At 69.4% G+C, this 22,705-nt stretch carries 19 protein-coding genes; 7 read left to right on the plus strand and 12 right to left on the minus strand.

Going from position 1 to position 22,705, the window contains the following annotated elements; translation table 11 throughout:
* Positions 1-4 precede the first annotated feature (4 nt).
* Positions 5-1,042, minus strand: a complete 1,038-nt coding sequence (gene queA, locus K7G19_RS10380) for a tRNA preQ1(34) S-adenosylmethionine ribosyltransferase-isomerase QueA (RefSeq protein ID WP_226107160.1) — start codon at positions 1,040-1,042, stop codon at positions 5-7.
* Positions 1,043-1,319: 277 nt separating this feature from the next.
* Between queA and recG the strand changes: the two genes are divergently transcribed.
* The 5 genes from recG to ubiA all read left to right on the plus strand — a co-directional run bounded on the left by recG (position 1,320) and on the right by ubiA (position 8,625).
* Positions 1,320-3,551, plus strand: coding sequence for an ATP-dependent DNA helicase RecG (recG, locus tag K7G19_RS10385; protein WP_226107162.1), 2,232 nt, complete (start codon positions 1,320-1,322; stop codon positions 3,549-3,551).
* Positions 3,552-3,923: 372 nt separating this feature from the next.
* Positions 3,924-4,874, plus strand: coding sequence for a LysR substrate-binding domain-containing protein (locus tag K7G19_RS10390; protein WP_149316664.1), 951 nt, complete (start codon positions 3,924-3,926; stop codon positions 4,872-4,874).
* A 536-nt stretch (positions 4,875-5,410) separates the two neighbouring features.
* A complete protein-coding gene (locus tag K7G19_RS10395; protein ID WP_226107163.1) occupies positions 5,411-6,859 on the plus strand; it encodes a catalase in 1,449 nt (482 codons plus the stop codon).
* 169 nt (positions 6,860-7,028) lie between these two features.
* Positions 7,029-7,514 (plus strand): Dps family protein, encoded by a 486-nt coding sequence (locus tag K7G19_RS10400; protein WP_149316666.1) that lies wholly within the window; start codon positions 7,029-7,031, stop codon positions 7,512-7,514.
* Between the two features lie 253 nt (positions 7,515-7,767).
* Positions 7,768-8,625, plus strand: coding sequence for a 4-hydroxybenzoate octaprenyltransferase (gene ubiA / locus K7G19_RS10405; RefSeq protein WP_150083385.1), 858 nt, complete (start codon positions 7,768-7,770; stop codon positions 8,623-8,625).
* A 103-nt stretch (positions 8,626-8,728) separates the two neighbouring features.
* Here the strand turns inward: ubiA and proC are convergent, their stop codons facing one another.
* Together proC and K7G19_RS10415 are read right to left on the minus strand one after the other, a co-directional pair.
* Entirely contained in the window at positions 8,729-9,568 is an 840-nt protein-coding gene (proC, locus tag K7G19_RS10410; protein ID WP_226107164.1) for a pyrroline-5-carboxylate reductase, read from the minus strand.
* Between the two features lie 161 nt (positions 9,569-9,729).
* Positions 9,730-10,458, minus strand: a complete 729-nt coding sequence (locus tag K7G19_RS10415) for a YggS family pyridoxal phosphate-dependent enzyme (protein WP_226107165.1) — start codon at positions 10,456-10,458, stop codon at positions 9,730-9,732.
* 90 nt (positions 10,459-10,548) lie between these two features.
* Here K7G19_RS10415 and K7G19_RS10420 point away from each other — a divergent pair, with 90 nt between their 5' ends.
* Positions 10,549-11,043, plus strand: coding sequence for a glutathione peroxidase (locus tag K7G19_RS10420; protein WP_149316670.1), 495 nt, complete (start codon positions 10,549-10,551; stop codon positions 11,041-11,043).
* 134 nt (positions 11,044-11,177) lie between these two features.
* On the opposite strand, the gene K7G19_RS10425 is transcribed toward K7G19_RS10420, so the two are convergent.
* From K7G19_RS10425 to K7G19_RS10465, 9 genes are all read right to left on the minus strand, one after another.
* Positions 11,178-12,734, minus strand: a complete 1,557-nt coding sequence (locus tag K7G19_RS10425) for a BCCT family transporter (RefSeq protein WP_226107166.1) — start codon at positions 12,732-12,734, stop codon at positions 11,178-11,180.
* 174 nt (positions 12,735-12,908) lie between these two features.
* Positions 12,909-13,631 carry an LrgB family protein gene (locus K7G19_RS10430; protein WP_006578593.1) on the minus strand — a complete coding sequence of 241 codons (723 nt, stop codon included), beginning with the start codon at positions 13,629-13,631 and terminating at the stop codon, positions 12,909-12,911.
* Positions 13,628-14,044, minus strand: a complete 417-nt coding sequence (locus K7G19_RS10435; protein ID WP_226107167.1) for a CidA/LrgA family protein — start codon at positions 14,042-14,044, stop codon at positions 13,628-13,630. Before K7G19_RS10435 ends, K7G19_RS10430 begins: the two co-directional genes overlap by 4 nt.
* Positions 14,045-14,112: 68 nt before the next feature.
* Positions 14,113-15,357, minus strand: coding sequence for a glycolate oxidase subunit GlcF (glcF, locus tag K7G19_RS10440; protein ID WP_150083381.1), 1,245 nt, complete (start codon positions 15,355-15,357; stop codon positions 14,113-14,115).
* Between the two features lie 158 nt (positions 15,358-15,515).
* Entirely contained in the window at positions 15,516-16,622 is a 1,107-nt protein-coding gene (gene glcE, locus K7G19_RS10445; protein ID WP_226107168.1) for a glycolate oxidase subunit GlcE, read from the minus strand.
* A 137-nt stretch (positions 16,623-16,759) separates the two neighbouring features.
* The gene (locus K7G19_RS10450; RefSeq protein ID WP_223819617.1) at positions 16,760-17,725 is read right to left on the minus strand and encodes an ion transporter; all 966 of its coding nucleotides are present in this window, start codon (positions 17,723-17,725) and stop codon (positions 16,760-16,762) included.
* 17 nt (positions 17,726-17,742) lie between these two features.
* Positions 17,743-19,266, minus strand: coding sequence for an FAD-linked oxidase C-terminal domain-containing protein (locus tag K7G19_RS10455; protein WP_226107170.1), 1,524 nt, complete (start codon positions 19,264-19,266; stop codon positions 17,743-17,745).
* Between the two features lie 254 nt (positions 19,267-19,520).
* Positions 19,521-20,411, minus strand: coding sequence for a LysR substrate-binding domain-containing protein (locus K7G19_RS10460; protein ID WP_149316676.1), 891 nt, complete (start codon positions 20,409-20,411; stop codon positions 19,521-19,523).
* Positions 20,412-20,466: 55 nt separating this feature from the next.
* Positions 20,467-21,885, minus strand: a complete 1,419-nt coding sequence (locus K7G19_RS10465) for an FAD-binding oxidoreductase (protein ID WP_226107172.1) — start codon at positions 21,883-21,885, stop codon at positions 20,467-20,469.
* A 208-nt stretch (positions 21,886-22,093) separates the two neighbouring features.
* Between K7G19_RS10465 and K7G19_RS10470 the strand changes: the two genes are divergently transcribed.
* Positions 22,094-22,645, plus strand: coding sequence for a cob(I)yrinic acid a,c-diamide adenosyltransferase (locus tag K7G19_RS10470; RefSeq protein ID WP_226107173.1), 552 nt, complete (start codon positions 22,094-22,096; stop codon positions 22,643-22,645).
* Positions 22,646-22,705: the final 60 nt, after the last annotated feature.

Here is a 22,705-nt window from a genome sequence, read left to right on the forward strand (position 1 = left end):
CGGTTCAGGGCTGGCGCTGCAGCAGCATCGCGTCGCCGTAGCTGAAGAAGCGATAGCGCTGCTCGACCGCATGGCGATAGGCGATGCGGATCGGCTCGATGCCGGCCAGCGCCGACACCAGCATCAGCAGCGTCGACTTGGGCAGATGGAAGTTGGTGATCAGCGCGTCGACCAGCCGGAAGCGATAGCCCGGCGTGATGAAGATGTCGGTGTCGCCGCTGCCGGCCCGCAGTTCGCCTTCGGGCGTCGCGGCCGATTCCAGCGCGCGCAGCGAGGTGGTGCCGACCGCGATCACGCGGCCGCCGGCGGCGCGGGTGTCGCGCACCGCCTGCGCCAGTTCCTCGGAGATCGCGTACCACTCCGAATGCATCTTGTGCTCGGCCAGGTTCTCCGTGCGCACCGGCTGGAAGGTGCCGGCGCCGACGTGCAGCGTCAGGAAGGCGCGCCGCACGCCGTGGGCGTCGAGCCGGGCGAACAGCGCGTCGTCGAAATGCAGCCCGGCCGTCGGCGCCGCCACCGCGCCCGGATGGCGCGCATAGACGGTCTGGTAGCGGCTCTCGTCGTAGGCGTCCGGATCGTGCGTGATATAGGGCGGCAGCGGCAGGCGGCCGAAGCGCTCGATCAGGTCCAGCGCCGGCTCGGGAAAGCGCAGCGTGAAAAACTGGTCCACGCGCGGGCCGACCGTGACATCAAAAGCATCGGCCAGCCGCAGCGTGCTGCCCTCGGCCGGCGTCTTCGAGGCGCGCACCTGGGCCAGCACCGTGTCGGCGTCGAGCACGCGCTCGACCAGCACCTCGACCTTGCCGCCGCTGGCCTTCTGGCCGAAGAAGCGGGCCTTGATCACGCGGGTGTCGTTGAACACCAGCAGGTCGTCCGGGCGCAGATAGTCGGTCAGGTCGGCGAAGGCGCGATCGTCCAGCTCGGTGGCGCCGTCCGCGCCGGTCCGCACGACCAGCAGCCGGCTCGCGCTGCGGTCGGGCAGCGCGGTCTGGGCGATCAGTTCGGGGGGCAGCGGAAAGTCGAAATCGGACAGCGTCAGCATAAAAGGACAGGGACCGGCGCCTCGCAACGAGGCCGGCGGCAGGTGCAAAAGGGGCAGCGGGTCGGGATACCGCCGGTGGCGCCTGGAGCGCGCGGCGCAGGCATGGGTACAATCGGCGGACCCGCTATTGTAAGGCTTCGGCCGCCAGGCTTGCCGCCATGGCCGTGATGGCGGGTATTCCGCCGGGGCGACCCGCGGAGCGCCGACGGCCCCGCCGTTTCCCACGATCCGATCCGACACGCCCGCGGCGCCGCCGCGCCCTGCCGACCACGCCTCGATGCCCGTCACCGCCAGCGAACGCACGCCCGAGCCAGACGCCCAGCCGCAATCGGCCAAGCCGGCTGTCAAGTCCGCCAAGGCCGCCAAGTCCGGCGCTGCCGCCAAGGCCGACGCGCCCGCCAAATCCGGCAAGCCCGCCGCGCCGTCGTCGGCGATGGCCAAGCTCGCCAAGCTGGGCCTGAAGCGCGACGTCGACCTGGTGCTGCATCTGCCGATGCGCTACGAGGACGAGACCACGCTGCTGCCGATCAGGGAGGCCGTGCATCGCGCGGGCCTGGGCTTCGCCGTGCAGGTCGAGGGGGAGGTGGTGTCCAACGAGGTCACGCTGCGGCCGCGCCGGCAACTGGTGGTGCGCATCGCCGACGACAGCGGCGAGCTGACGCTGCGCTTTCTCAATTTCTACGGCAGCCAGGCAAAGCAGATGGCCGAGGGCGTGCGGCTGCGCGTGCGCGGCGAAGTCCGCGGCGGCTTCTTCGGCGCTGAGATGATCCATCCCGTCGTGCGCCCGGTCGGCCCCGACGAGCCGCTGCCGGACCGCTTGACGCCGGTCTATCCCGCTACCGCCGGCATCTCGCAGGCCTATCTGCGCAAGGCGATCGGCGGGGCGCTGCAGCGCACGCCGCTGCCGGAGACGCTGCCGCGGCCGCTGCTCGACGGCCCGCTGGCGCCGTTGAAGCTGCAGCCGCTGGCCGAATCGCTGCGGCTGCTCCATGCGCCGCCGCCGCAGGTCGACGAGGCCGCGCTGATCGACCGCTCGCACCCGGCGTGGGTGCGCATCAAGTTCGACGAGCTGCTGGCCCAGCAGCTGTCGCTCAAGCGCGCGCAGGCGGCGCGCCGCGCCCGCAACGCGCCGCCGATGCCGCGCCGCGCCGGCGGCCTGCTGGACCGTTTCCTCGCCGCGCTGCCGTTCGCGCTGACCGGCGCGCAGCAGCGCGTGGTCAAGGAGATCGCCGCCGACATGGGCGCGCCGCACCCGATGCACCGGCTGCTGCAGGGCGATGTCGGCAGCGGCAAGACCATCGTCGCGGCACTGGCCGCCTGCCAGGCGATCGACGCCGGCTACCAGGCCGCGCTGATGGCGCCGACCGAGATCCTGGCCGAGCAGCATTACCGCAAGCTGTCGGGCTGGCTCGCGCCGCTGGGCGTCGAGGTGGTATGGCTGGCCGGGAGCCTGAAGCGCACCGAAAAGCGCGACGCCGTGGCACGGGTCGAATCCGGCCAGGCGCAGCTGGCGATTGGCACGCACGCGCTGATCCAGGACACGGTGCGGTTCGCCAGGTTGGGCCTGTCGGTCGTCGACGAGCAGCACCGCTTCGGCGTGGCGCAGCGGCTGGCGCTGCGCGGCAAGGCGGACGGGGCCGAGCAGGACGGCGCGGGGTCCGCACCACACGCCGACGAGCCCGCCACCGTGCCGCACCAGCTGATGATGTCGGCCACGCCGATCCCGCGCACGCTGGCGATGACCTATTACGCCGACCTCGACGTGTCGGTCATCGACGAGTTGCCGCCCGGCCGCAGCCCGGTGGTCACGCGGCTGGTCAACGACGCGCGCCGCGACGAGGTGATCGAGCGCGTGCACCACGCCGCCGCGCAGGGCCGGCAGGTCTACTGGGTCTGTCCGCTGATCGAGGAGAGCGAGGCGCTGCAGCTGCAGACCGCGCAGGAAACCTACGAGACGCTGGCCGCCGCCTTGCCGGACCTGGAGGTCGGGCTGGTCCATGGGCGCCTGCCGCCGGCCGAGAAGGCCGCGGTGATGGACGCCTTTTCCGCCAACCGGCTGCAGGTACTGGTGGCCACCACGGTGATCGAGGTGGGCGTCGACGTGCCGAACGCCTCGCTGATGGTGATCGAACATGCCGAGCGCTTCGGCCTCGCGCAGCTGCATCAGCTGCGCGGCCGCGTCGGCCGGGGCAGCGCCGAGTCGGTCTGCCTGCTGATGTACCAGGCCCCGCTGTCGCCGACGGCCAAGCAGCGGCTGGCGACGATGCGCGAGACGACCGACGGCTTCGAGATCGCCCGGCGCGACCTGCAGATCCGCGGGCCGGGCGAGTTCCTGGGGGCGCGCCAGTCGGGCGAGGCGATGCTGCGCTTTGCCGATCTCGAAACCGACGCCTGGCTGGTCGAGCCGGCGCAGCAGGCGGCGGAACTGCTGCTGAGCCGTTACCCCGAAGCGGCGCAGGCGCATCTGTCGCGCTGGCTGGGCGGGCGGGAGCATTACTTGAAGGCGTGAAGGCGTGAAGGCGTGAAGGCGTGAAAGGGCGAGGGCGTCGGGGCGTGAGGGCCTGAGGGCGTGAGGGCGTGAGGGCGTGAGGGCGTGGGAGCCGAGAATCCCGGGCCGCAAGCTCGGAAGTCCGCCTTCGCCGCGCCGGTGGCCCAAGAGCAGTGCACGCCGCTTTTCCGCGCGGCTCTGACAGAACCTCGATTCGAAGGTAAAATCTATCGCTTCTGAAAAGCGATAATTTGCGAAGCACTTCTGTCACGTGCTTTCGCGGCGATTCGACCGGCGATCCGACTGTCTCGCCGGCTGCACCAGCCCGCCGGGACACCCCTTTCGGACCATCCCGACATCGCCCGCTCCACCACAATCCCAAGCCGATACGACATGACGCTGACCGAACTGAAGTACATCGTTGCCGTCGCGCGAGAGCGCCATTTCGGCCGTGCCGCCGAGGCCTGCTTCGTGTCGCAGCCGACGCTGTCGGTGGCGATCAAGAAGCTGGAAGACGAGCTGAACGTGCAGATCTTCGAGCGCGGCACCTCCGAGGTCTCGGTGACCGCGGTCGGCGAGCAGATCGTCGCGCAGGCGCAGCGGGTGCTGGAACAGACCATGGCGATCCGCGAGATCGCCAAGCAGGGCAAGGACCCGCTGGCCGGGCCGCTGCGCGTCGGCGTGATCTACACGATTGGGCCGTACCTGCTGCCGGCGCTGGTCAAGCAGATGATCCACACCGTGCCGCAGATGCCGCTGATGCTGCAGGAGAACTACACGGTCAAGCTGATCGAACTGCTCAAGCAGGGCGAGATCGACTGCGCGATCATGGCCGAGCCGTTCCCGGACTCCGGCCTGACGGTGCGGCCGCTGTACGACGAGCCCTTCGTCGTCGCGGTGCCGCGCGGGCATCAGCTGGAAAAGGCGGAAAACGTCGCGCCCGACGAACTCAAGCAGCAAACCATGCTGCTGCTGGGCAGCGGCCACTGCTTCCGCGACCATGTGCTGGGCGTCTGCCCGGAACTGTCGCGCTTCTCGCAGGCCGCCGACGGCATCCAGAAGACCTTCGAGGGCTCCTCGCTCGAGACCATCCGCCATATGGTGGCCAGCGGTGTCGGCATTACCGTGCTGCCGCGGACCTCGGTGCCCGACATGCACGCCGGCAACGATCTGCTGTCCTACGTGCCGTTCGCCGAGCCGGTGCCCGATCGCCGCGTCGTGCTCGCCTGGCGCAAGAGCTTCACCCGGCTGCCGGCAATGGAAGCGCTGTGCGCGGCGGTGGCGGCCTGCGAACTGCCGGGCGTGCGGAAGCTGACGCCGGACGCGCTGGCCAAGGCGGCCTGAGGCTTTCCGGACCCTCTCCAGACCGTTTCTCCGAGCGGGGCCGGCGCCAAGCTGCGCCTCGGACCCGCCGGATGCAGCCGCCTCTTTCGGGCTCCTTTCGCTCGCTTCCCCGCCGCCTTTTCCTCGCCGTCTGCCGCTTCGTTCCGCCTTCTTCCCCGCCGGCCCGCCTGTTAGCTTTACGCTATGTAATAGTTTTAAATAATTAAATTCCTATACCAATAGGTGATTGTTAAACTCCTTCCATCGACGCACGATACCGCTCGCAAAAGGAGTCAGCATGAACCGCAACCGTCCCTTGCCGTTGCCCGCCCCGGGCGCCGTCTGGCGCGACCTGCGCCGTCAGCTGACCGACTGCCTGGCCTGTTTCGCCACCGTCTATTGATGGGCGACAGCCCGCGGCGGCGTCACGGCGGCATCGCAAACGCCGCGTAGTCTCGCGGTCGTTGATGCAGCCGTTTCGCGCATCCCGGTATTTCCGTATTTCCGGTATTCCCCGGTTACTCCGTACCACCCTATCCCCACCAGCAGAGGTCACGATGAGCAAGGACAAGGACACCCTCACCACCGCCGCCGGCGCGCCGGTCGCCGACAACCAGAATTCGCTGACCGCCGGCGTGCGCGGTCCGATGCTGCTGCAGGACGTCTGGTTCCTGGAGAAGCTGGCGCACTTCGATCGCGAGGTCATTCCCGAGCGGCGGGTGCATGCCAAGGGCTCGGGTGCCCACGGCACCTTCACCGTGACGCATGACATCACGCAGTACACCAAGGCCTCGATCTTCGCCGAGATCGGCAAGCAGACGCCGCTGTTCCTGCGCTTCTCGACGGTGGCCGGCGAGCGCGGCGCCGCCGATGCCGAGCGCGACGTGCGCGGCTTCTCGGTCAAGTTCTATACCGACGAGGGCAACTGGGACGTGGTGGGCAACAACACGCCGGTGTTCTTCGTCCGCGATCCGCTCAAGTTCCCCGACTTCATCCACACGCAGAAGCGCAATCCGCGCACCAACCTGCGCGATCCGATCGCGGTCTGGGACTTCTGGTCGCGCCATCCCGAATCGCTGCACCAGGTCACGATCCTGATGAGCGACCGCGGCCTGCCGCAGAACTACCGGCAGATGCACGGCTTCGGCTCGCACACGTACTCGTTCATCAACGCGGCGGGCGAGCGCTTCTGGGTCAAGTTCCACTTCAAGTCGCAGCAGGGCATCGCCAACTGGACCAACGAGGAAGCGGCCAAAGTGGTCGCCGGCGACCGCGAGAGCGCGCAGCGCGACCTGTACGAGAACATCGAGCAGGGCAATTTCCCGCGCTGGAAGCTGCAGGTGCAGATCATGCCCGAGGCCGACGCCGCGACGTATCGCATCAATCCGTTCGACCTGACCAAGGTGTGGCCGCATGCCGACTACCCGCTGATCGACGTCGGCGTGCTGGAGCTGAACCGCAATCCGGACAACTATTTCGCCGAGGTCGAGCAGGTGGCGATGAACCCGTCCAACATCGTGCCCGGCATCGGCTTCTCGCCGGACCGGATGCTGCAGGGCCGGCTGTTCTCGTACGGGGACACGCAGCGCTACCGGCTGGGCGTCAATCACCACCAGATCCCGGTCAACGCGCCGAAATGCCCGTTCCACAACAGCTTCCACCGCGACGGCGCGATGCGCGTGGACGGCAACCAGGGCAGCAAGCTGAACTACGAGCCGAACCGGCAGGGCGCCTTCGCCGCCGGCGAGCGCGCGGTCGAGCCGCCGCTGGCGGTGGGCGCGGTGGCGGACCGCTTCGACCACCGGGCGGACGACGACGATTACTACAGCCAGCCGCGCGCGCTGTTCCAGCTGTTCGACGAGGGCCAGCGCCAGCGCCTGTTCGGCAATATCGCGGCGGCGATGCAGGGCGTGCCGGCCGACATCGTGCAGGTCCAGCTCGCGCACTTCCGCAAGGTTGATCCGGCCTATGCGGAAGGGGTGGAGCGGGCGCTGAACGTCCGCTGACCGTACGCTGAAGGTCGGCGCAGGGCGCCCGAACGGCCGGCGCGGGTTTGTCCGCGCCGCCGTTCGGATGCCATAATGCGATGCCGGGGCCGCTGGCGCAGAGCTGGCGGCCCCTGTCGCATTTTTTCCGCAGTTAGTCGTGGCCACATCAGAACGGAGCGTATCGATCATGGCGAAGAAGAACGAGATGAGCGTGAACATCGGGATTTCGGACAAGGACCGCAAGAAGATCGCCGAGGGCCTGTCCAAGCTGCTGGCGGACACCTACACGCTTTATCTGAAGACGCACAACTTCCACTGGAACGTCACCGGCCCGATGTTCAACACGCTGCATCTGATGTTCGAGACGCAGTACACCGAACTGGCGCTGGCGGTCGACTCGATCGCGGAACGCATCCGCGCGTTGGGCTATCCGGCACCGGGCACCTACAAGGAATACGCGCGGCTGTCGTCGATCCAGGAGGAAGAGGGCGTGCCCGAGGCCACCGAGATGATCCGCAAGCTGGTCGAGGGCCAGGAGGCCGTGGTGCGCACCGCGCGCTCGATCTTCCCGCTGGTCGAGGCCGCCGCCGACGAGCCGTCCGCCGACCTGCTGACCCAGCGCATGCAGACGCACGAAAAGACCGCGTGGATGCTGCGCTCGATGCTGGCCTGAGCAGGCTCGCGTCCTGACGATGCGCCGCCGCCGCGCCGGCGGCGTATCGTTCCAGATTGTGGCAGGGGCCTCGCCAGGGGCGATCGATCTGCCCGTGACCGCCGGGCCACGATGCCGATCCTGATCCGATCCGCGTCCGCTCCATCCCGGTCCCTCGCCGGTCCTTCCGATCCCTCGCCGCTCCCGATCCCTCGCCGCTCCCGATCCCTCCGCCGATCCCGTGCCGCTGTCCCCGTCCCACCACCCGACCCCGATGTTCGAACGTCTCGCCCTGTACGCGCGCCTGGTGCGCATCGACAAGCCGATCGGCACGCTGCTGCTGCTGTGGCCGACCTTGTGGGCGCTGTGGATGGCCGCCGGCGGGCCGCCGCCGTGGCCCATCTTCTGGATCTTCGTGGTGGGTACGTTCCTGATGCGCTCGGCCGGCTGCGCGATGAACGACTGGGCCGACCGCGACTTCGACAAGCATGTGAAGCGCACCCGCGAGCGGCCGCTGACAGCCGGGCGCATCCAGCCCTGGGAGGCGCTGGCGGTGGCCGGCACGCTGGCCGTGCTGGCCTTCCTGCTGATCCTGCCGCTCAATGCGCTGACCAAGTGGCTGTCGGTGGTGGCGGTGATCGTTGCGGCGACCTATCCCTTCTTCAAGCGCTTCTTCGCGATTCCGCAGGCGTACCTGGGCATCGCGTTCGGCTTCGGTATCCCGATGGCCTTCGCCGCGGTGCAGGAGCAGGTGCCACCGGTGGCCTGGCTGATGCTGCTGGCCAATGTGTTCTGGTCGGTGGCCTACGACACCGCGTATGCGATGGTCGATCGCGACGACGATCTGCTGATCGGCATGAAGACTTCGGCCATCACGTTCGGCCGCTTCGATGTCGCGGCGATCATGATCTGCTACGCCGGCTTCCTGGCGCTGATGGCGCTGGCCGGTGGCATGCTCGGACTGGGTTGGCCGTACTGGCTCGGCCTGGCGGCGGCCGCGGCGACCGCCGTGTACCACTACACGCTGATCCGCGGGCGCGACCGCATGCAGTGCTTCGCGGCGTTCCGCCACAACAACTGGCTCGGCGCCTGGGTGTTTGCCGGCACCGCGCTGGCGTACGCGCTGCGGTAGTCCTGTCGTTCCCGCATAGGGGACCAGCGACCTCGGGAACGAGCGGCGCCGGAAAGTCGCGGTCTCCCCGCCTGCGCGGGGACGACCGTCCTGCAATCCCGCCTCAACCCTCGCGGCCGAATTCCTCGCCCATTTCCGCGCCGCGCGCCGCCGCGGCGTGCACGGCCTTGACGAAGGCCTCGCCCACGCCCGACTGCTCCAGTACCGTCAGCGCCGCGTAGGTGGTGCCGCCCTTGGACGTCACCCGGTCCCGCAGCGTCGCGACCGGCTCGCTCGATTGCGCCGCCAGCGCGGCCGCGCCGCGGAAGGTCTCGATCGCCAGCTGGCGGCCTTGCGCCGCGCTCAGGCCCAGCTCGGTGGCGGCGCGCTCCATCGCCTCGATCACGTAGAACACATAGGCCGGGCCGCTGCCCGAGACCGCGGTGACCGCGTCCATCTGCGCATCGTTGTCCAGCCACAGGCATTGGCCGACCGCCTCGGCGAGTGCGGTGGCGACGGCGCGATCCTCGGCCGACAGGGCGGCCGGCGCGCTCAATCCGGTCATGCCCTTGCCGGCCAGCGCCGGCGTATTGGGCATCGAACGCACCACGCGCGCATGGCCGCCCAGCCAGCGCTGGATGTCCTGCAAACGGATGCCGGCGGCCACGCTGACCACCAGGCTGCGGCTGCCGGCGGTGCGCAGATGCGGCAGCAGCTGCTCGGCCGCCTCGCGGAACTGCTGCGGCTTGGTCGCCATCACGATCACGTCGCTGCCGGCCAATTCGACGTCGGGCGTCTCGACGGTATGCACGCGCTGCTCGCGCGCCAGCCGTTCGCGCGCCGGCGCGTAGGGGTCGGCGACGCGGATCGACGAAGGCGGCACGCCGCGGGCGATCAGGCCGCCGATCAGGGCGGTGGCGAGGTTGCCGCCGCCGACGAAGCCGAAGGTCAGAGTGGTGAGCATGGGTGGGTCTCGCTGTGAGTCGGGAATCGGGGAATCGGGGAATCGGGGAATCGGGAAATCGGGAAATCGGAACGTCGGCAGCGGGTCCCGGGACGGTTCGCGCCAGCCCGGGCAGCGTCAGGGCAGCGTCAGGGCCGCATCAGGGCCGCATCAGGGCCGCATCACGGCGCGCCGGCCGGGTTCATGCCGCTTTCGGCCGGCCGCGGACGGGCGCCGAAGATCGCGGTGCCGACCCGCACGATCGTCGCGCCTTCGGCCACCGCCGCCTCGAGGTCGCCGGACATGCCCATCGACAGCGTGTCGACCGCCAGGCCGTCCTCGCGCAACGTGGCCAGCAGCGCGCGCAGCGCGGCGAAGGGGCGGCGCTGCGCCGCGATATCGTCCGCGGGCTCGGGAATGGCCATCAGCCCCCGCAGATGCAGATTGGGCAGCGGCGCGATGGCGCGCGCGAGGGCCAGCACGTCGGCCGGCGCGACGCCGCTCTTGCTGGCCTCGCCGCTGATATTGACCTGGATGCAGACCTGCAGCGGTCCCATCGAGGCGGGGCGCTGCGCCGACAGCCGCTCGGCGATGCGCAGCCGGTCGACCGAATGCACCCAGTCGAAGTGCTCGGCCACCGCGCGCGTCTTGTTGCTTTGCAGGGGACCGATGAAGTGCCACGACAGCTGCTCGCGCAGCGATGCCAGCGCGGCGATCTTGTCCAGGCCTTCCTGCACATAGTTCTCGCCGAAGGCGCGCTGGCCTGCCTCGAAGGCCGTGCGTACCGCGCCCGGCGGGAAGGTCTTGGACACCGCCAGCAGCGACACCTCGCCGGCCGATCGGCCCGCCTCGAGTTCGGCGGCGGCAAGGCGCCGTCGCACGGTTTGGAGATTCGCGGCTATGACCGACATGGTTCGGCAAACATCGAAAGAAACGGTTGGCAACAAGCGGTAGGCCATTATAGTGTTTGCTCCCAACCCATTCGCCGACAGGAACACGCCATGGACAACGTCTACCAGTTCAGCGCCGAATCGCTGGCCGGCCAGCCGGTTTCGCTATCGCAGTTCGAGGGCAAGGTGCTGCTGATCGTCAATACCGCCAGCGAATGCGGCTTCACGCCGCAGTACGCTGGCCTGCAGCGGCTGCACGAGCGCCATGCCGGGCGCGGTTTCGCGGTACTCGGCTTCCCGTGCAACCAGTTCGGCAAGCAGGAGCCCGGCGATGCGCAGCAGATCGGCCAGTTCTGCGAAACGCGCTTCCAGGTCAGCTTTCCGATGTTCGCCAAGATCGACGTCAACGGCGCCAACGCGCATCCGCTGTATCGCTGGCTGACCGGGCAGAAGCCCGGCCTGCTCGGCATCGAGGCGATCAAGTGGAACTTCACCAAGTTCCTGCTGCGCCGCGACGGCACGGTGTACAAGCGCTATGCGCCGACCACCAAGCCCGAGGACATCGAGGCCGACATCGAGACGCTGCTGGCCGAGCCGGCGCGCTGAAGCGGAAGCCGAAGCCGCAGCCGGCCGAACCCGCGTCCAACTCGCGCCGAACCTGCGCCGAACCTGCGCCGAAACCTGCGCCGAAACCTGCGCCGAAACCGCGCTGAGCCGACGCTGGCTGGCGCCCCGGGGGCTCAGTCCTGCGGCGGCCCCGCCGGCGGCTGGGTCTCGCGGTCGCGCAGCAGCCGCTCCAGCAGCCGGTCGCGCGCGCGGTGGCGGCGCTCCAGCCGGTTCGATTCCTCGTCGAGCGCGCGGAACAGGCTGAAGCACATCGCCGCCATCACCACCGCGAAGGGCAGCGCCGCCAGGATCGACATCGACTGCAGCCCCTTCAGCCCCCCGGACACCAGCAGCACCCCGGCGATCAGCGCGATCAGCACGCCCCAGATCAGCTTGAGCCGCGCCGGCGGACGCGGATTGCCGTGGTCGGACATCATGCCGAGCACGAAGGTGGCCGAGTCGGCCGAGGTCACGAAAAACACCGTGACCAGCACGATCGCCAGGATCGAGGTCAGCGTCGCCGCCGGGTAGGCCTCCAGCAGCGCGAACAGCGCCAGCGAGGGGTCCTGCTGCACCGCCTGCACCACCGGCACGTTCTCGAACATCGACGCATACAGCCCCGCGCCGCCAAAGACGCCGAACCACAGGAAGCTGATCAGCGTCGGCGCCAGCAGCACGCCGACGATGAACTCGCGGATGGTGCGGCCCTTCGAGATGCGCGCGATGAAGGTGCCCACGAAGGGCGCCCACGCGATCCACCAGGCCCAGTAGAACAGCGTCCAGTCGGCGACCCAGGTGCCCTTGCTGAACGGCGTCATGCGCATGCTCATGCCGACCAGGTTGTCCAGGTAGGCGCCGACCGTGGTGGTCAGCGCGTCCAGGATGAACGACGTCGGCCCCAGCACGAACACCGTCAACAGCAGCAGCACGGCCAGCACCATGTTCAGGTTGCTGAGCCACTGGATGCCGCGCGTCAGGCCGCTCAGCGACGACAGGATGTACAGCGCGCCGGCGACCGCGATGATGATCAGCTCGACCGCGATATCGTTTGGTATGCCGAACACCCGGTACAGGCCGGCATTGATCTGCAGCGCGCCCAGTCCCAGCGAGGTGGCCACGCCGAAGGCGGTGGCGATCAGCGCCAGCACGTCGATCCATTTGCCGAGTGGCCCGTTGGCGCGCGCGCCGATCAGCGGCTCGAAGGTGGTGCTGATCAGCATCGGCCGGTCGCGGTTGAACTGGAAGAAGGCCAGCGCAAGCGCGACGATCGAGTAGGCCGCCCACGGATGCAGCCCCCAGTGGAAGAAGGCGTAGCGCAGCCCGGTGCCGGCCGCCTGCGGCGTCAGCGCTTCGAGGCCGAGCGGCGGCTTGATCAGGTGGGAGACCGGCTCGGCCACGCCCCAGAAGACCAGGCCGATGCCCATGCCTGCGGCGAACAGCATCGAGAACCAGCTGAGCCGGTGGAACTGCGGCTCGGCGTCCTCCCCGCCGAGCCGGATGCTGCCGAAGCGGCCGAACGCCAGGTACAGCGCGAACACCAGGAAGCCGAACATCGACAGCAGGTAGAACCAGCCGAAGCGCGCGATCACGCCCGTCAGCAGCCATTGCATGGTGGTGCCGAGCTGGTCGGGCGCCAGCGCGCCCCACAGCACGAACAGCGAGACGAGCGCCAGAGCGAGCTTCAGTACCATCGCGTTCTCCCTTCGGTTGTCGTTCGTCCTGCGGCGCCGGGCGCGAGCGTGCTTGGATGCGTTTGGCTGCGTTCAGGAACCTCAGCCAGGCTTAGGCGCGCCCAGGCCCGCGTTCAGACACGCGCCCAGGCACGCCCAAGCGCATGCTTGCGTGTACCAGCCGCGAAGCCCGGCTCAGCGCGGCATCCACGTCGCCAGCAAGGGCACCAGCACCGCGGTCAGCACGCCGTTCAACCCCATGCCGAGCGCGGCAAAGGCGCCGGCCTCCTGGTTGACCTGGAAGGCCCGTGCGGTACCGATGCCGTGCGCCGCCAGCCCGGTGGCGAAGCCGCGCACGCTGTAGTCGCGCATGCCGAGCAGGTTCAGGATCTTGGTCGCGCTGATCGCGCCGATGATGCCGGTGCCCATCACCAGCACCGCGGTCAGCGACGGCAGGCCGCCGATCTTCTCGGCCACGCCCATCGCGATCGGGATGGTCACCGACTTGGGCGCCAGCGAGCGCACCACCTCGGGAGAAGCGCCCAGCAGCCAGGCGATGCCGACCGCCGACACCACCGCGACCAGCGAGCCGGCCAGCAGCCCGCCGAGCAGCGGCAGCACGTGCGCGCGCAGCTTCGGCAGCTGCTGGTAGAGCGGCACCGCCAGCGCCACCGTGGCCGGACCAAGCAGGAAGTGCACGAATTGCGCGCCGTCGAAGTAGGTCTGGTACGGCGTGCCGGTCACCGTCAGCACCGCGACCAGCAGCGCGACCGAGATCATCACCGGATTGGCCAGCGGCGAGAAACGCGCGCGTTCGTAGATTCGGAAGGCGAACACATAGGCCAGCAGCGTCGCGGTCAGCCCGAGCAGCGGGCTGGCGGCCAGATAGACCCAGATCTCGTTCAGGCGCGGGGTCATTGGCGCTCTCCCGCGTCGGTGGCGGCATCGTCCGCGGAGGGGCCGGGGGAGGACGCCGGGGAGGCCGGAGAGGCCGGAGGTTTGCGCATCAGCGCGCGCGTGACCAGCGCGGTGGTGGCGATCGCCAGCCAGGTCGACAACACCAGCGCGACGATGATCGGCATCCATTCGCCGCCGATGCGGCTGCCGTGCACCATGATGCCGACGCCGGCCGGCACGAACAGCAGCGACAGATGCTTGAGCAGCTCGGCGGTGGTGCCCTGGATGATCGCCAGCAGGCGATCGTCGATCGCGAGCCAGCAGAACAGCAGGATCATGCCGATCACGGGACCGGGCACGGGCAGGCGCAGCGCGTAGCTGAACACCTCGCCCACGGATTGGAATACCAGCAGGATGGCAAGCGTCTGGAGCATGCGAGAGGCAGGTTGGTCGGCCAGGCGGAATCACCGCGATTCCACCGGCGGCAGCCTCCCGCGCACCGTCAACCGAGCATGCGATCCACCAGTTCGATCCAGTGCAGCACCGGCGTCTGCGTGCCGCTTTGCAGATGGGTGATGCAGCCGATATTGGCGGACACGATGGTGTCCGGCTGCGTGGCCTGCAGTTTGGCGAGCTTGTCGTCGCGCAGGCGATAGGCCAGGTCCGGCTGCAACACCGAGTAGGTACCCGCCGATCCGCAGCACAGGTGGCTGTCAGCGCAGAGTTTGACCTCCACGCCGAGTGCGGTCAAGAGCGCCTCCACCTTGCCGCGAATCTGCTGGCCGTGCTGCAGCGTGCAGGGCGGGTGCCATGCGACGCGCTGCGCGGGCGGCGGCGCGGCCTCGGCCAGGCGTTGCAGCGGCTCGGCAAACGCGGGCAGCAGTTCGGACACGTCGCGCGTCAGCGCCGAGATGCGCGCCGCGCGTTCGGCGTACTTCGGGTCATGGCGCAGCAGATGGCCGTACTCCTTGACCATCACGCCGCAGCCCGAGGCGTTCATCACGATGGCTTCGGCGCCGGCCTCGACGTGCGGCCACCATGCATCGATATTGCGGCGCATATTGTCGAGCCCGCCCGGATGGTCGCCATTGTGGTAACGGATTGCCCCGCAACAACCTGCCTCGGGCGCGACCACCATCTGCACGCCGAGACGATCGAACACGCGCGCGGTCGCGGCATTGATGTCGGGCGACATCGACGGCTGCACGCAGCCGGCCAGCAGCAGCATCTTGCGGGCGTGCTCGCGTTGCGGCCACGCGCCGGCCGGCGCGGCCACCGGCACCTTGTTGCGCAGCACCTCGGGCAGCAGCGGACGCACCAGCTGTCCCATGCGCATTGCCGCGCCGAACAGGCGTGGGCGCGTCAGCCCTTCGCGCAGCACCCAGCGCGCGATGCGCTGGCGTGCCGGACGATGCAGGCCCTGCTCGGCCAGCCGCTCGTCGACGACCTGGCGGCCGATATCGACCAGCCGGCCGTAGGTCACGCCCGACGGGCAGGTCGATTCGCAGTTGCGGCAGGTCAGGCAGCGGTCCAGATGCAGGCGCGTGCTTTCGGTGACGGGGTTGCCTTCCAGCACCTGCTTCATCAGGTAGATGCGTCCGCGCGGCCCGTCGAGCTCGTCGCCGAGCAGCTGGTAGGTCGGACAGGTCGCGGTACAGAAGCCGCAGTGCACGCACTTGCCGACGATGGACTTGGCTTCTTCGCCATCGGGCGTGTCGCGGAGGAAATCGGCCAGGGTCGTTTGCATGATAGGGACCAGAGTGGTTGTCGCGCCGGCTTGTCGTTTGGCTTGTCGTCGGGCTTGTCGCCTGTGTTTCTCGTGGGGACTTGCCGGGGCGTTTGTCTAGCGGATCGGGGATGGCGCGCAATGGAGCCGGGAATGGAGCCGGGAATGGAGCGCCAAATTCAGAGGTCCGGGTACAGCCGCCCCGGATTGAAGATGCCGGCCGGATCGAAGGCCGCCTTCAGCCGCGCGTGGATCGCCATCAGCGGCGCCGACTGCGGCGTGAACACGCCTTCGGACTTGTCGCCGTTACGGAACAGCGTCGCGTGCCCGCCCGCGGCCTGCGCGATGGCGCGCACCTGCGCGGCCGGTACCGGCTGCGCGGGAATCCACCAGCGCTGGCCGCCGCCCCATTCGATCAGCTGCGTGCCGCCCGCCGCCGGTGGCAGGGCCAGCGGCGCGGCCGTGGTCGGCAGCGCCAGGCGCCACAGCGGCGCGCCGGCATGGGACGGCGCGAAGAACGGATGGGTCTGCTCGCGCAGCGCCTGCCACAGGGCCTGCGCCTCGCCTTGCTCGATCGCCTCGCCGCCGAGACGCTCGCGCGCGGCGCGCAACGCCGCCGCCGCGCCGGACAGCCGCACGTGCAGCACGCCGTTGTGCCAGACCGAGGCCGCGATCGGCAGCGGCTGGCCGCCCCACTGGTTCAGGCGCTGCAGCGCGTCGGCCTCGCCAAGTTCAAAACGCAGCGTGGCGTCGTCGAACGGCACAGGCAGCACCTTCAGCGAGACTTCGAGAATCAGGCCCAGCGTGCCGAGCGAGCCGGCGATCAGCCGCGAGACATCGTAGCCCGCGACGTTCTTCATCACCTGGCCGCCGAACTGCAGCGTGTCGCCGCGGCCGTCCATCATCTGCACGCCGAGCACGAAGTCGCGCAGCGCGCCGACCGATTGCCGGCGCGGACCCGAGAGGCCTGCCGCGACCGCGCCGCCCAGCGTCGCGCGGCTGACGCCGTCGGCGCCGGCGAAGTGCGGCGGCTCGAAGGCCAGCATCTGGCGCCGTTCGGCCAGCGTCGCCTCGATCTCGGCCAGCGGCGTGCCGCAGCGCGCGGTGATCACCAGCTCGGCGGGGTCGTAGTCGACGATGCCGGCATGGCCGCGCGTGTCCAGCAGCTCGCCCTCGGGCGGCTGGCCGTAGAAATCCTTGCTGCCGCCGCCGGTGAAGCGCAGCGGCGTACGGCTGGCGGCGGCGTGCCGGATGGCATCGCGGAAGGCGTCGAGCTTGTCTTGCATGGCGTGGGCAGGGGATGGCTAGGGTTCTGGTTGTCTTCGGTTCAGGCGCTTGGGGGCGGCACATGGCCGCGCCCGGCGGGCGCTTCTGTTCTGTCGTTCTGTTGTCCTGGCGTTCCGTCGTTCGTCGCCGCGGGACGTCAGGTCTGGTCGCCGACCTCGACCTGATAGGGCGGCAGCTTCTTGCCGCAGTGCTTGCAATAGGAGGCGTCGGGGTCGTGCCCCTCGGTCAGGCAATGCACGCAGGTGCGCGTCGTCAGCGGGCGCCGGATGATGCTGGCGGCCAGTTCCGCGCCGACGATGCCGGTCGGGAAGGCGATGATGCCGTAGCCGAGCAGGATGGTCAGCGAGGTGATGAACTGCCCCACGGCGGTCTTCGGCACCATGTCGCCGTAGCCGGTGGTGGTCAGCGTCACGACCGCCCAGTACATGCTGCGCGGGATGCTGACGAAGCCGTTCTCGGGCCCCTCGACCACGTACATCACGGTGCCGAGGATCACGGTGATGATGAACACCGTGCCGAGAAACACGGCGATCTTGCGGCGGCTGTTGGCCAGCGCGCGATACAGGATCTGCGCCTCCTCGAAGTAGACCGTCAGCTTCAGGATCCGGAACACGCGCAGCAGCCGCAGCAGCCGCACGTCGATCAGGAAGGCCAGCTCCGGCATGAAGAAGGCCAGCCAGGTCGGCATGATCGAGACGAAGTCGATGATGCCGAAGAAGCTGAACACATAGCGCAGGCGCCGCCGCACCACCAGGATGCGCATCACGTACTCGGCGGTGAACAGCAGCGTGAACATCCACTCGAGCACCGTGAAGGCTATGCCGAACCGCGCATGGATCGCCGGCACGCTGTCGAGCATCACCACCATCACGCTGGCCACGATCGCCAGCAGCAGCGCGACATCGAACTGCCGGCCCTCGCGGGTATCCGCCTCGAAGATGATCGTGTACCACCGCTGGCGCCAGCCGGTCTCCGGCTTGCCCAGGTACTGGCGGACGAACGCTTCCTGGCGCCGGCGCGGATCGTCGCGCCGGGGCTGGCCCGGCGCCTGGCGAGTGGCCTGGCGCGGTGCTTGGCGAGGGGCTTGACGGTAGTCGGCCATCGGCGTGCGGGTCTCGCTCAGAAGCGCGGCAGGTCCGGATGCGGCAGCAGGCCGCGGCGCACGTGCATCTTGCCGTATTCGGCGCAACGCGCCAGCGTCGGAATGGCCTTGTCCGGATTGAGCAGCCGCGCCGGATCGAAGGCCGCCTTCACGCGCAGGAAGGCCTCGCGCTCCTCGGGCGCGAACTGCACGCACATCGAATTGAGCTTCTCGACGCCGACGCCGTGCTCGCCGGTGACGGTGCCGCCGAGCTCGACGCAGGTCTCCAGGATGTCGGCGCCGAACAGCTCGGCGCGCTGCCACTCGTCATGGTCCGCGCCATCGAACAGGATCAGCGGATGCATGTTGCCGTCGCCGGCATGGAAGACGTTGATGCAGCGCAGGCCGTACTTGTGCTCCATCTGCTCGATGCGCTTGAGCAACGTGCCGATGTGCTTGCGCGGGATGGTGCCGTCCATGCAGTAGTAGTCGGGCGAGATCCGGCCCGCGGCGGGGAAGGCGTTCTTGCGGCCGCTCCAGAAGCGCAGCCGCTCGGGCTCGCTTTGCGACACCGCGATGCGGGTCGCGCCGGATGCGCGCAGCACCTCGCTCATGCGCTCGATTTCCTCGGCCACTTCCTCGGGCGTGCCATCGGACTCGCACAGCAGGATCGCGGCGGCATCGAGGTCATAGCCCGCATGGACGAATTCCTCGACCGCGGCGGTGGCCGGCTTGTCCATCATCTCCAGCCCGGCCGGGATGATGCCGGCGGCGATCACGTCGGCGACCGCATTGCCGCCTTTCTCGACGTCGTCGAAGCTGGCCATGATGACCTGCGCCAGCTGCGGCCGCGGCACCAGCTTGACGGTGACCTCGGTGGTGACCGCCAGCATGCCCTCCGAGCCGATCAGCACCGCGAGCAGGTCCAGGCCCGGGGCGTCGGGCGCGGCGCTGCCGAACTCGACCACCTCGCCTTCCATCGTGATCGCGCGCACGCGCAGCACGTTGTGAACGGTCAGGCCGTATTTCAGGCAATGCACGCCGCCGGAATTCTCGGCGACGTTGCCGCCGATGGTGCAGGCGATCTGCGAGGACGGATCGGGCGCGTAGTACAGGCCGTACGGTGCGGCGGCTTCGGAGATCGCCAGATTGCGCACGCCGGGCTGGACGATGGCGGTGCGCGACAGCGGATCGATCGACACGATGCGCTTGAACTTGGCGAGCGACAGCACTACGCCGCTGGCGATCGGCATCGCGCCGCCGGACAGGCTGGTGCCGGCGCCGCGCGGCACCACGGGCACCCGCAGCCGGTGGCACAGCCGCAGGATCGCGATCACCTGTTCCTCGGTATCGGGCAGCACCACCGCGAGCGGCACCTGGCGATAGGCCGCCAGGCCGTCGCATTCATAGGGCACGGTGTCTTCGGGGCGCGTCAGCAGCGCGGGCTCGGGGAGGATGCGCGCGAGTTCGCGCAGCAGCTCGGCGGTCTGCTCGGGCGAGAGCGCGGCGGCCAGCGCGGCGGAGGAGGCCGCGGGGAGGGCAGCGTCTTGCGGGGCGTTCATGGCGACTCCTGTATGGCCTCGCGGCCCTGGCGGCGCAGGCGAGGCGGGGGACGGCAGACTATAGCGCAGGCGATGGCCGCGCAGCCGCCGCCGCACGTGAATTCGGCGCGCCGCGCCGATCAAATTCGCTCATGCCGTGGCGGCTTGGCGGTCCTGCCACGCGTGCGGCGCGGCTGGTTGGCGCGGCGCCGAGGCCATGCCGGGACCGGGCGGCCGGGCCGGCAGCAGCCGGGCGCCCGGCGAGGGGCATGCCCCTACCACTCCAGGCTGAGCAGCCAGTCGACGAAGTAGCGGGCCTCGGGCTTGAGCGGCGCCTGTTCGCGCTCGACGATGTAGTAGCCATGCGGCGACTCCGATTCGATATCGAGCAGCCGCACCATCTGGCCCAGCGACAGCCAGTGCCGCGCCATGCGCTGGCGCACCAGGGCGACACCCTGGTTCGAGGCGACCGCCTCCAGCATGAAGCCGATGTCGTTGAACTGCGGGCCGCTCTGCGGCTCGGGCCAGTCCAGCCCGGCAGTCTCGAACCACGGCTTCCACGGCTCCAGCGGACTGCGCAGCAGCACCAGATTGGCCAGGTGCTCGGGCCGCGTGATCGCGCGTCCGTCGATCCGTTCATAGTACTCGCGCCCGCAGGCCGGAAACACCGGCTCCACCAGCAGCCGCGTGGTCTTCAGGTCCGGGTAGCGGCCGGTGCCATAGCGGATCTCGACGTCGGTGTCCTCGGCTTTCACGTCGAGGAAGGGGATCGCCAGCTGCAGTTCCAGGTCGATATGCGGATAGAGCGCGCCGAACTCGGGCAGCCGCGGCACCAGATGCTGGCGGCCGAAGGTCGGCGGCGTGGCGACCCGCAGCCGCGTGCGCATCTTGTTGTACTCGGGCCGGGCGAGCTCGTTCAGCGACTTGAGGGCGTCCTGCACATTGCGCAGATAGCGCGTGCCCGCCGCGGTCAGCCGCAGCGCGGTGTTGGCGCGCACGAACAGGTCCTCGCCCCACAGCTCCTCGAGATTCTTGATCCGGTGCGACACCGCGCTGGGCGTGACCGACAGCTCCTCGGCCGCGCGGGCGAAGCTGCCCAGCCGCGACGCCGCCTCGAAGGCGATCAGCAGGTGGAGCGGCGGGATGCGGTTGAACAGCGCGGCCATGGTCGGTTTCGGGTGGGCTTGAGGGGGCGGCTCAGCGGTTCAGTGATTTAGCGGTTCAGCGGCTCGGACGGAAGATCTTGCCCGGATTCAGGATGCCGTTCGGGTCCAGCGCCCGCTTGATCGCGCGCATCACGTCCAGCGCGTCTTCGCCATGCTCGCTGACCAGGAAGTCCATCTTGTGCAGGCCGACGCCGTGCTCGCCGGTGCAGGTGCCGCCCATCGCCAGCGCGCGCGAGACGATCGCCGCGTTCAGCGCTTCCGCCTGTTCCAGTTCCTCGGGCTTGTCGGGGTCGGTCAGGATCGCCACGTGGAAATTGCCGTCGCCGACGTGGCCGACGATGGGGCAGGGCAGGCCAGAGGCGATCAGGTCGCGCTCGGTCTCGACCACGCAGTCGGCCAGCCGCGAGATCGGCACGCAGACGTCGGTGGTCACCGCGCGGCAGCCCGGCTTGAGCTGCAGCATCGCGAAGTAGGCGGTATGGCGGGCGTTCCACAGCCGGCTGCGGTCTTCGGGCCGCGTCGCCCATTCGAAGCCCTGGCCGCCATGCTCCGCGGTGATCTGCTGCACGGTCTCGGCCTGCTCGCGCACGCCGGCCTCGGTGCCGTGGAATTCGAAGAACAGATGCGGGCTTTCGGGCAGCGTCAGACGGTCGTGGCGGTTGATCGCGCGGATCGCCAGCGCGTCGACGAACTCGACGCGCGCGACCGGCACGCCCAGTTGAATGGTGTCGATCACGGCCCGCACCGCGCTGCCCATGTCGGGGAAGGCGCAGACTGCGGCCGAGATCGCCTCGGGCTGCGGATACAGCCGCACCGTGATCTCGGTGATGATGCCCAGCGTGCCTTCGCTGCCGACGAACAGCCGGGTCAGGTCGTAGCCGGCGGAGGACTTGCGGGCGTGGGTGCCGGTCTTGATCACGCGGCCGTCGGCGGTCACCACGGTCAGCGCGAGCACGTTCTCGCGCATGGTGCCGTAGCGCACGGCGTTGGTGCCCGACGCCCGCGTCGCACACATGCCGCCCAGCGAGGCGTCGGCGCCCGGGTCGATCGGGAAGAACAGGCCGGTGTCCTTGATTTCCTGGTTCAGCTGCTTGCGGGTGACGCCGGGCTGCACCGTGACGGTCAGGTCCTCGGGCAGGACCGCCAGCACCTGGTTCATCTGCGACAGGTCCAGGCTGATGCCGCCGGCCACGGCCAGCAGATGGCCTTCCAGCGACGAGCCGGCGCCGTAGGGAATCAGCGGCACGCCGTGGGCGTTGCACAGCCGGGCGACCTCGGCCACCTCCTCGGTGCTGTGGGCGAACACCACCGCATCGGGCGGGGCCGGCGGGAACGGCGATTCGTCCCGGCCGTGGTGCTCGCGCACGCCCGCCGAGGTAGTGAAGCGCTCGCCGAAGCGCGCCTGCAGGGCGTCGGCCACCTCCGGCGGCAGCGGACGGCGAGTCAGGTCGGCGTGGGGCGTGGGATGGTTCATGCTGGTCTCCGGCGGGGCTGGGCGGGCCAGGCAGGCTGCTTGGCCTTGTCTGGCTGCGGTCGGCATGGACGGTCGTCGTTCATTGCGACCGGGCGAGCCGCCGCCCGTGTCAGGATGCGGCCGCACGGGGCGGCCCGGGTTGCGGACCCCGTTATTCTACGCCGCGTGCATGGCGCGCCATAATGCGACATCGAGACGGAGGACTTCCATGGGCAATCGTTTGAGCCGGATCGCCACCCGCACCGGCGATGCGGGCACCACCGGACTGGGCGACGGCAGCCGTACCGGCAAGGACAGCCTGCGCATCGCCGCCATCGGCGACGTGGACGAGCTGAACGCGCAGCTCGGCGTGCTGCTGACCGAGGCGCTGCCCGACGACATCCGCGCGGCGCTGCTGCACATCCAGCACGACCTGTTCGATCTGGGCGGGGAGCTGTCGATCCCTGGATACACCCTGGTCAAGCCCGAGCAGGTCGCCCAGCTCGACGACTGGCTGGCGCACTACAACGCCGATCTGCCCCGGCTGGCCGAATTCATTCTGCCGGGCGGCACCCGCGCGGCGGCGCTGGCCCATGTCTGCCGCACCGTCTGCCGGCGGGCCGAACGGGCGCTGGTCGCCCTCGGCGCGGTCGAAGCGGTCAATGAGGCGCTCCGCCAGTACCTGAACCGGCTGTCGGACCTGCTGTTCGTGCTGGCGCGCGTCGCCAACCGGGCCGGTGGGCAGACCGACGTGCAATGGCAACGCGGCCGCAAGAATTGATTTGACATAAGTGACGGTTCGGGCCGATTCTCGCCCCCGGCGGCGCCGGCGCCCGGCGCC

This window comes from Cupriavidus sp. DB3 (genome assembly GCF_020418465.1).
GTDB classification, from domain to species: domain Bacteria; phylum Pseudomonadota; class Gammaproteobacteria; order Burkholderiales; family Burkholderiaceae; genus Cupriavidus; species Cupriavidus cauae.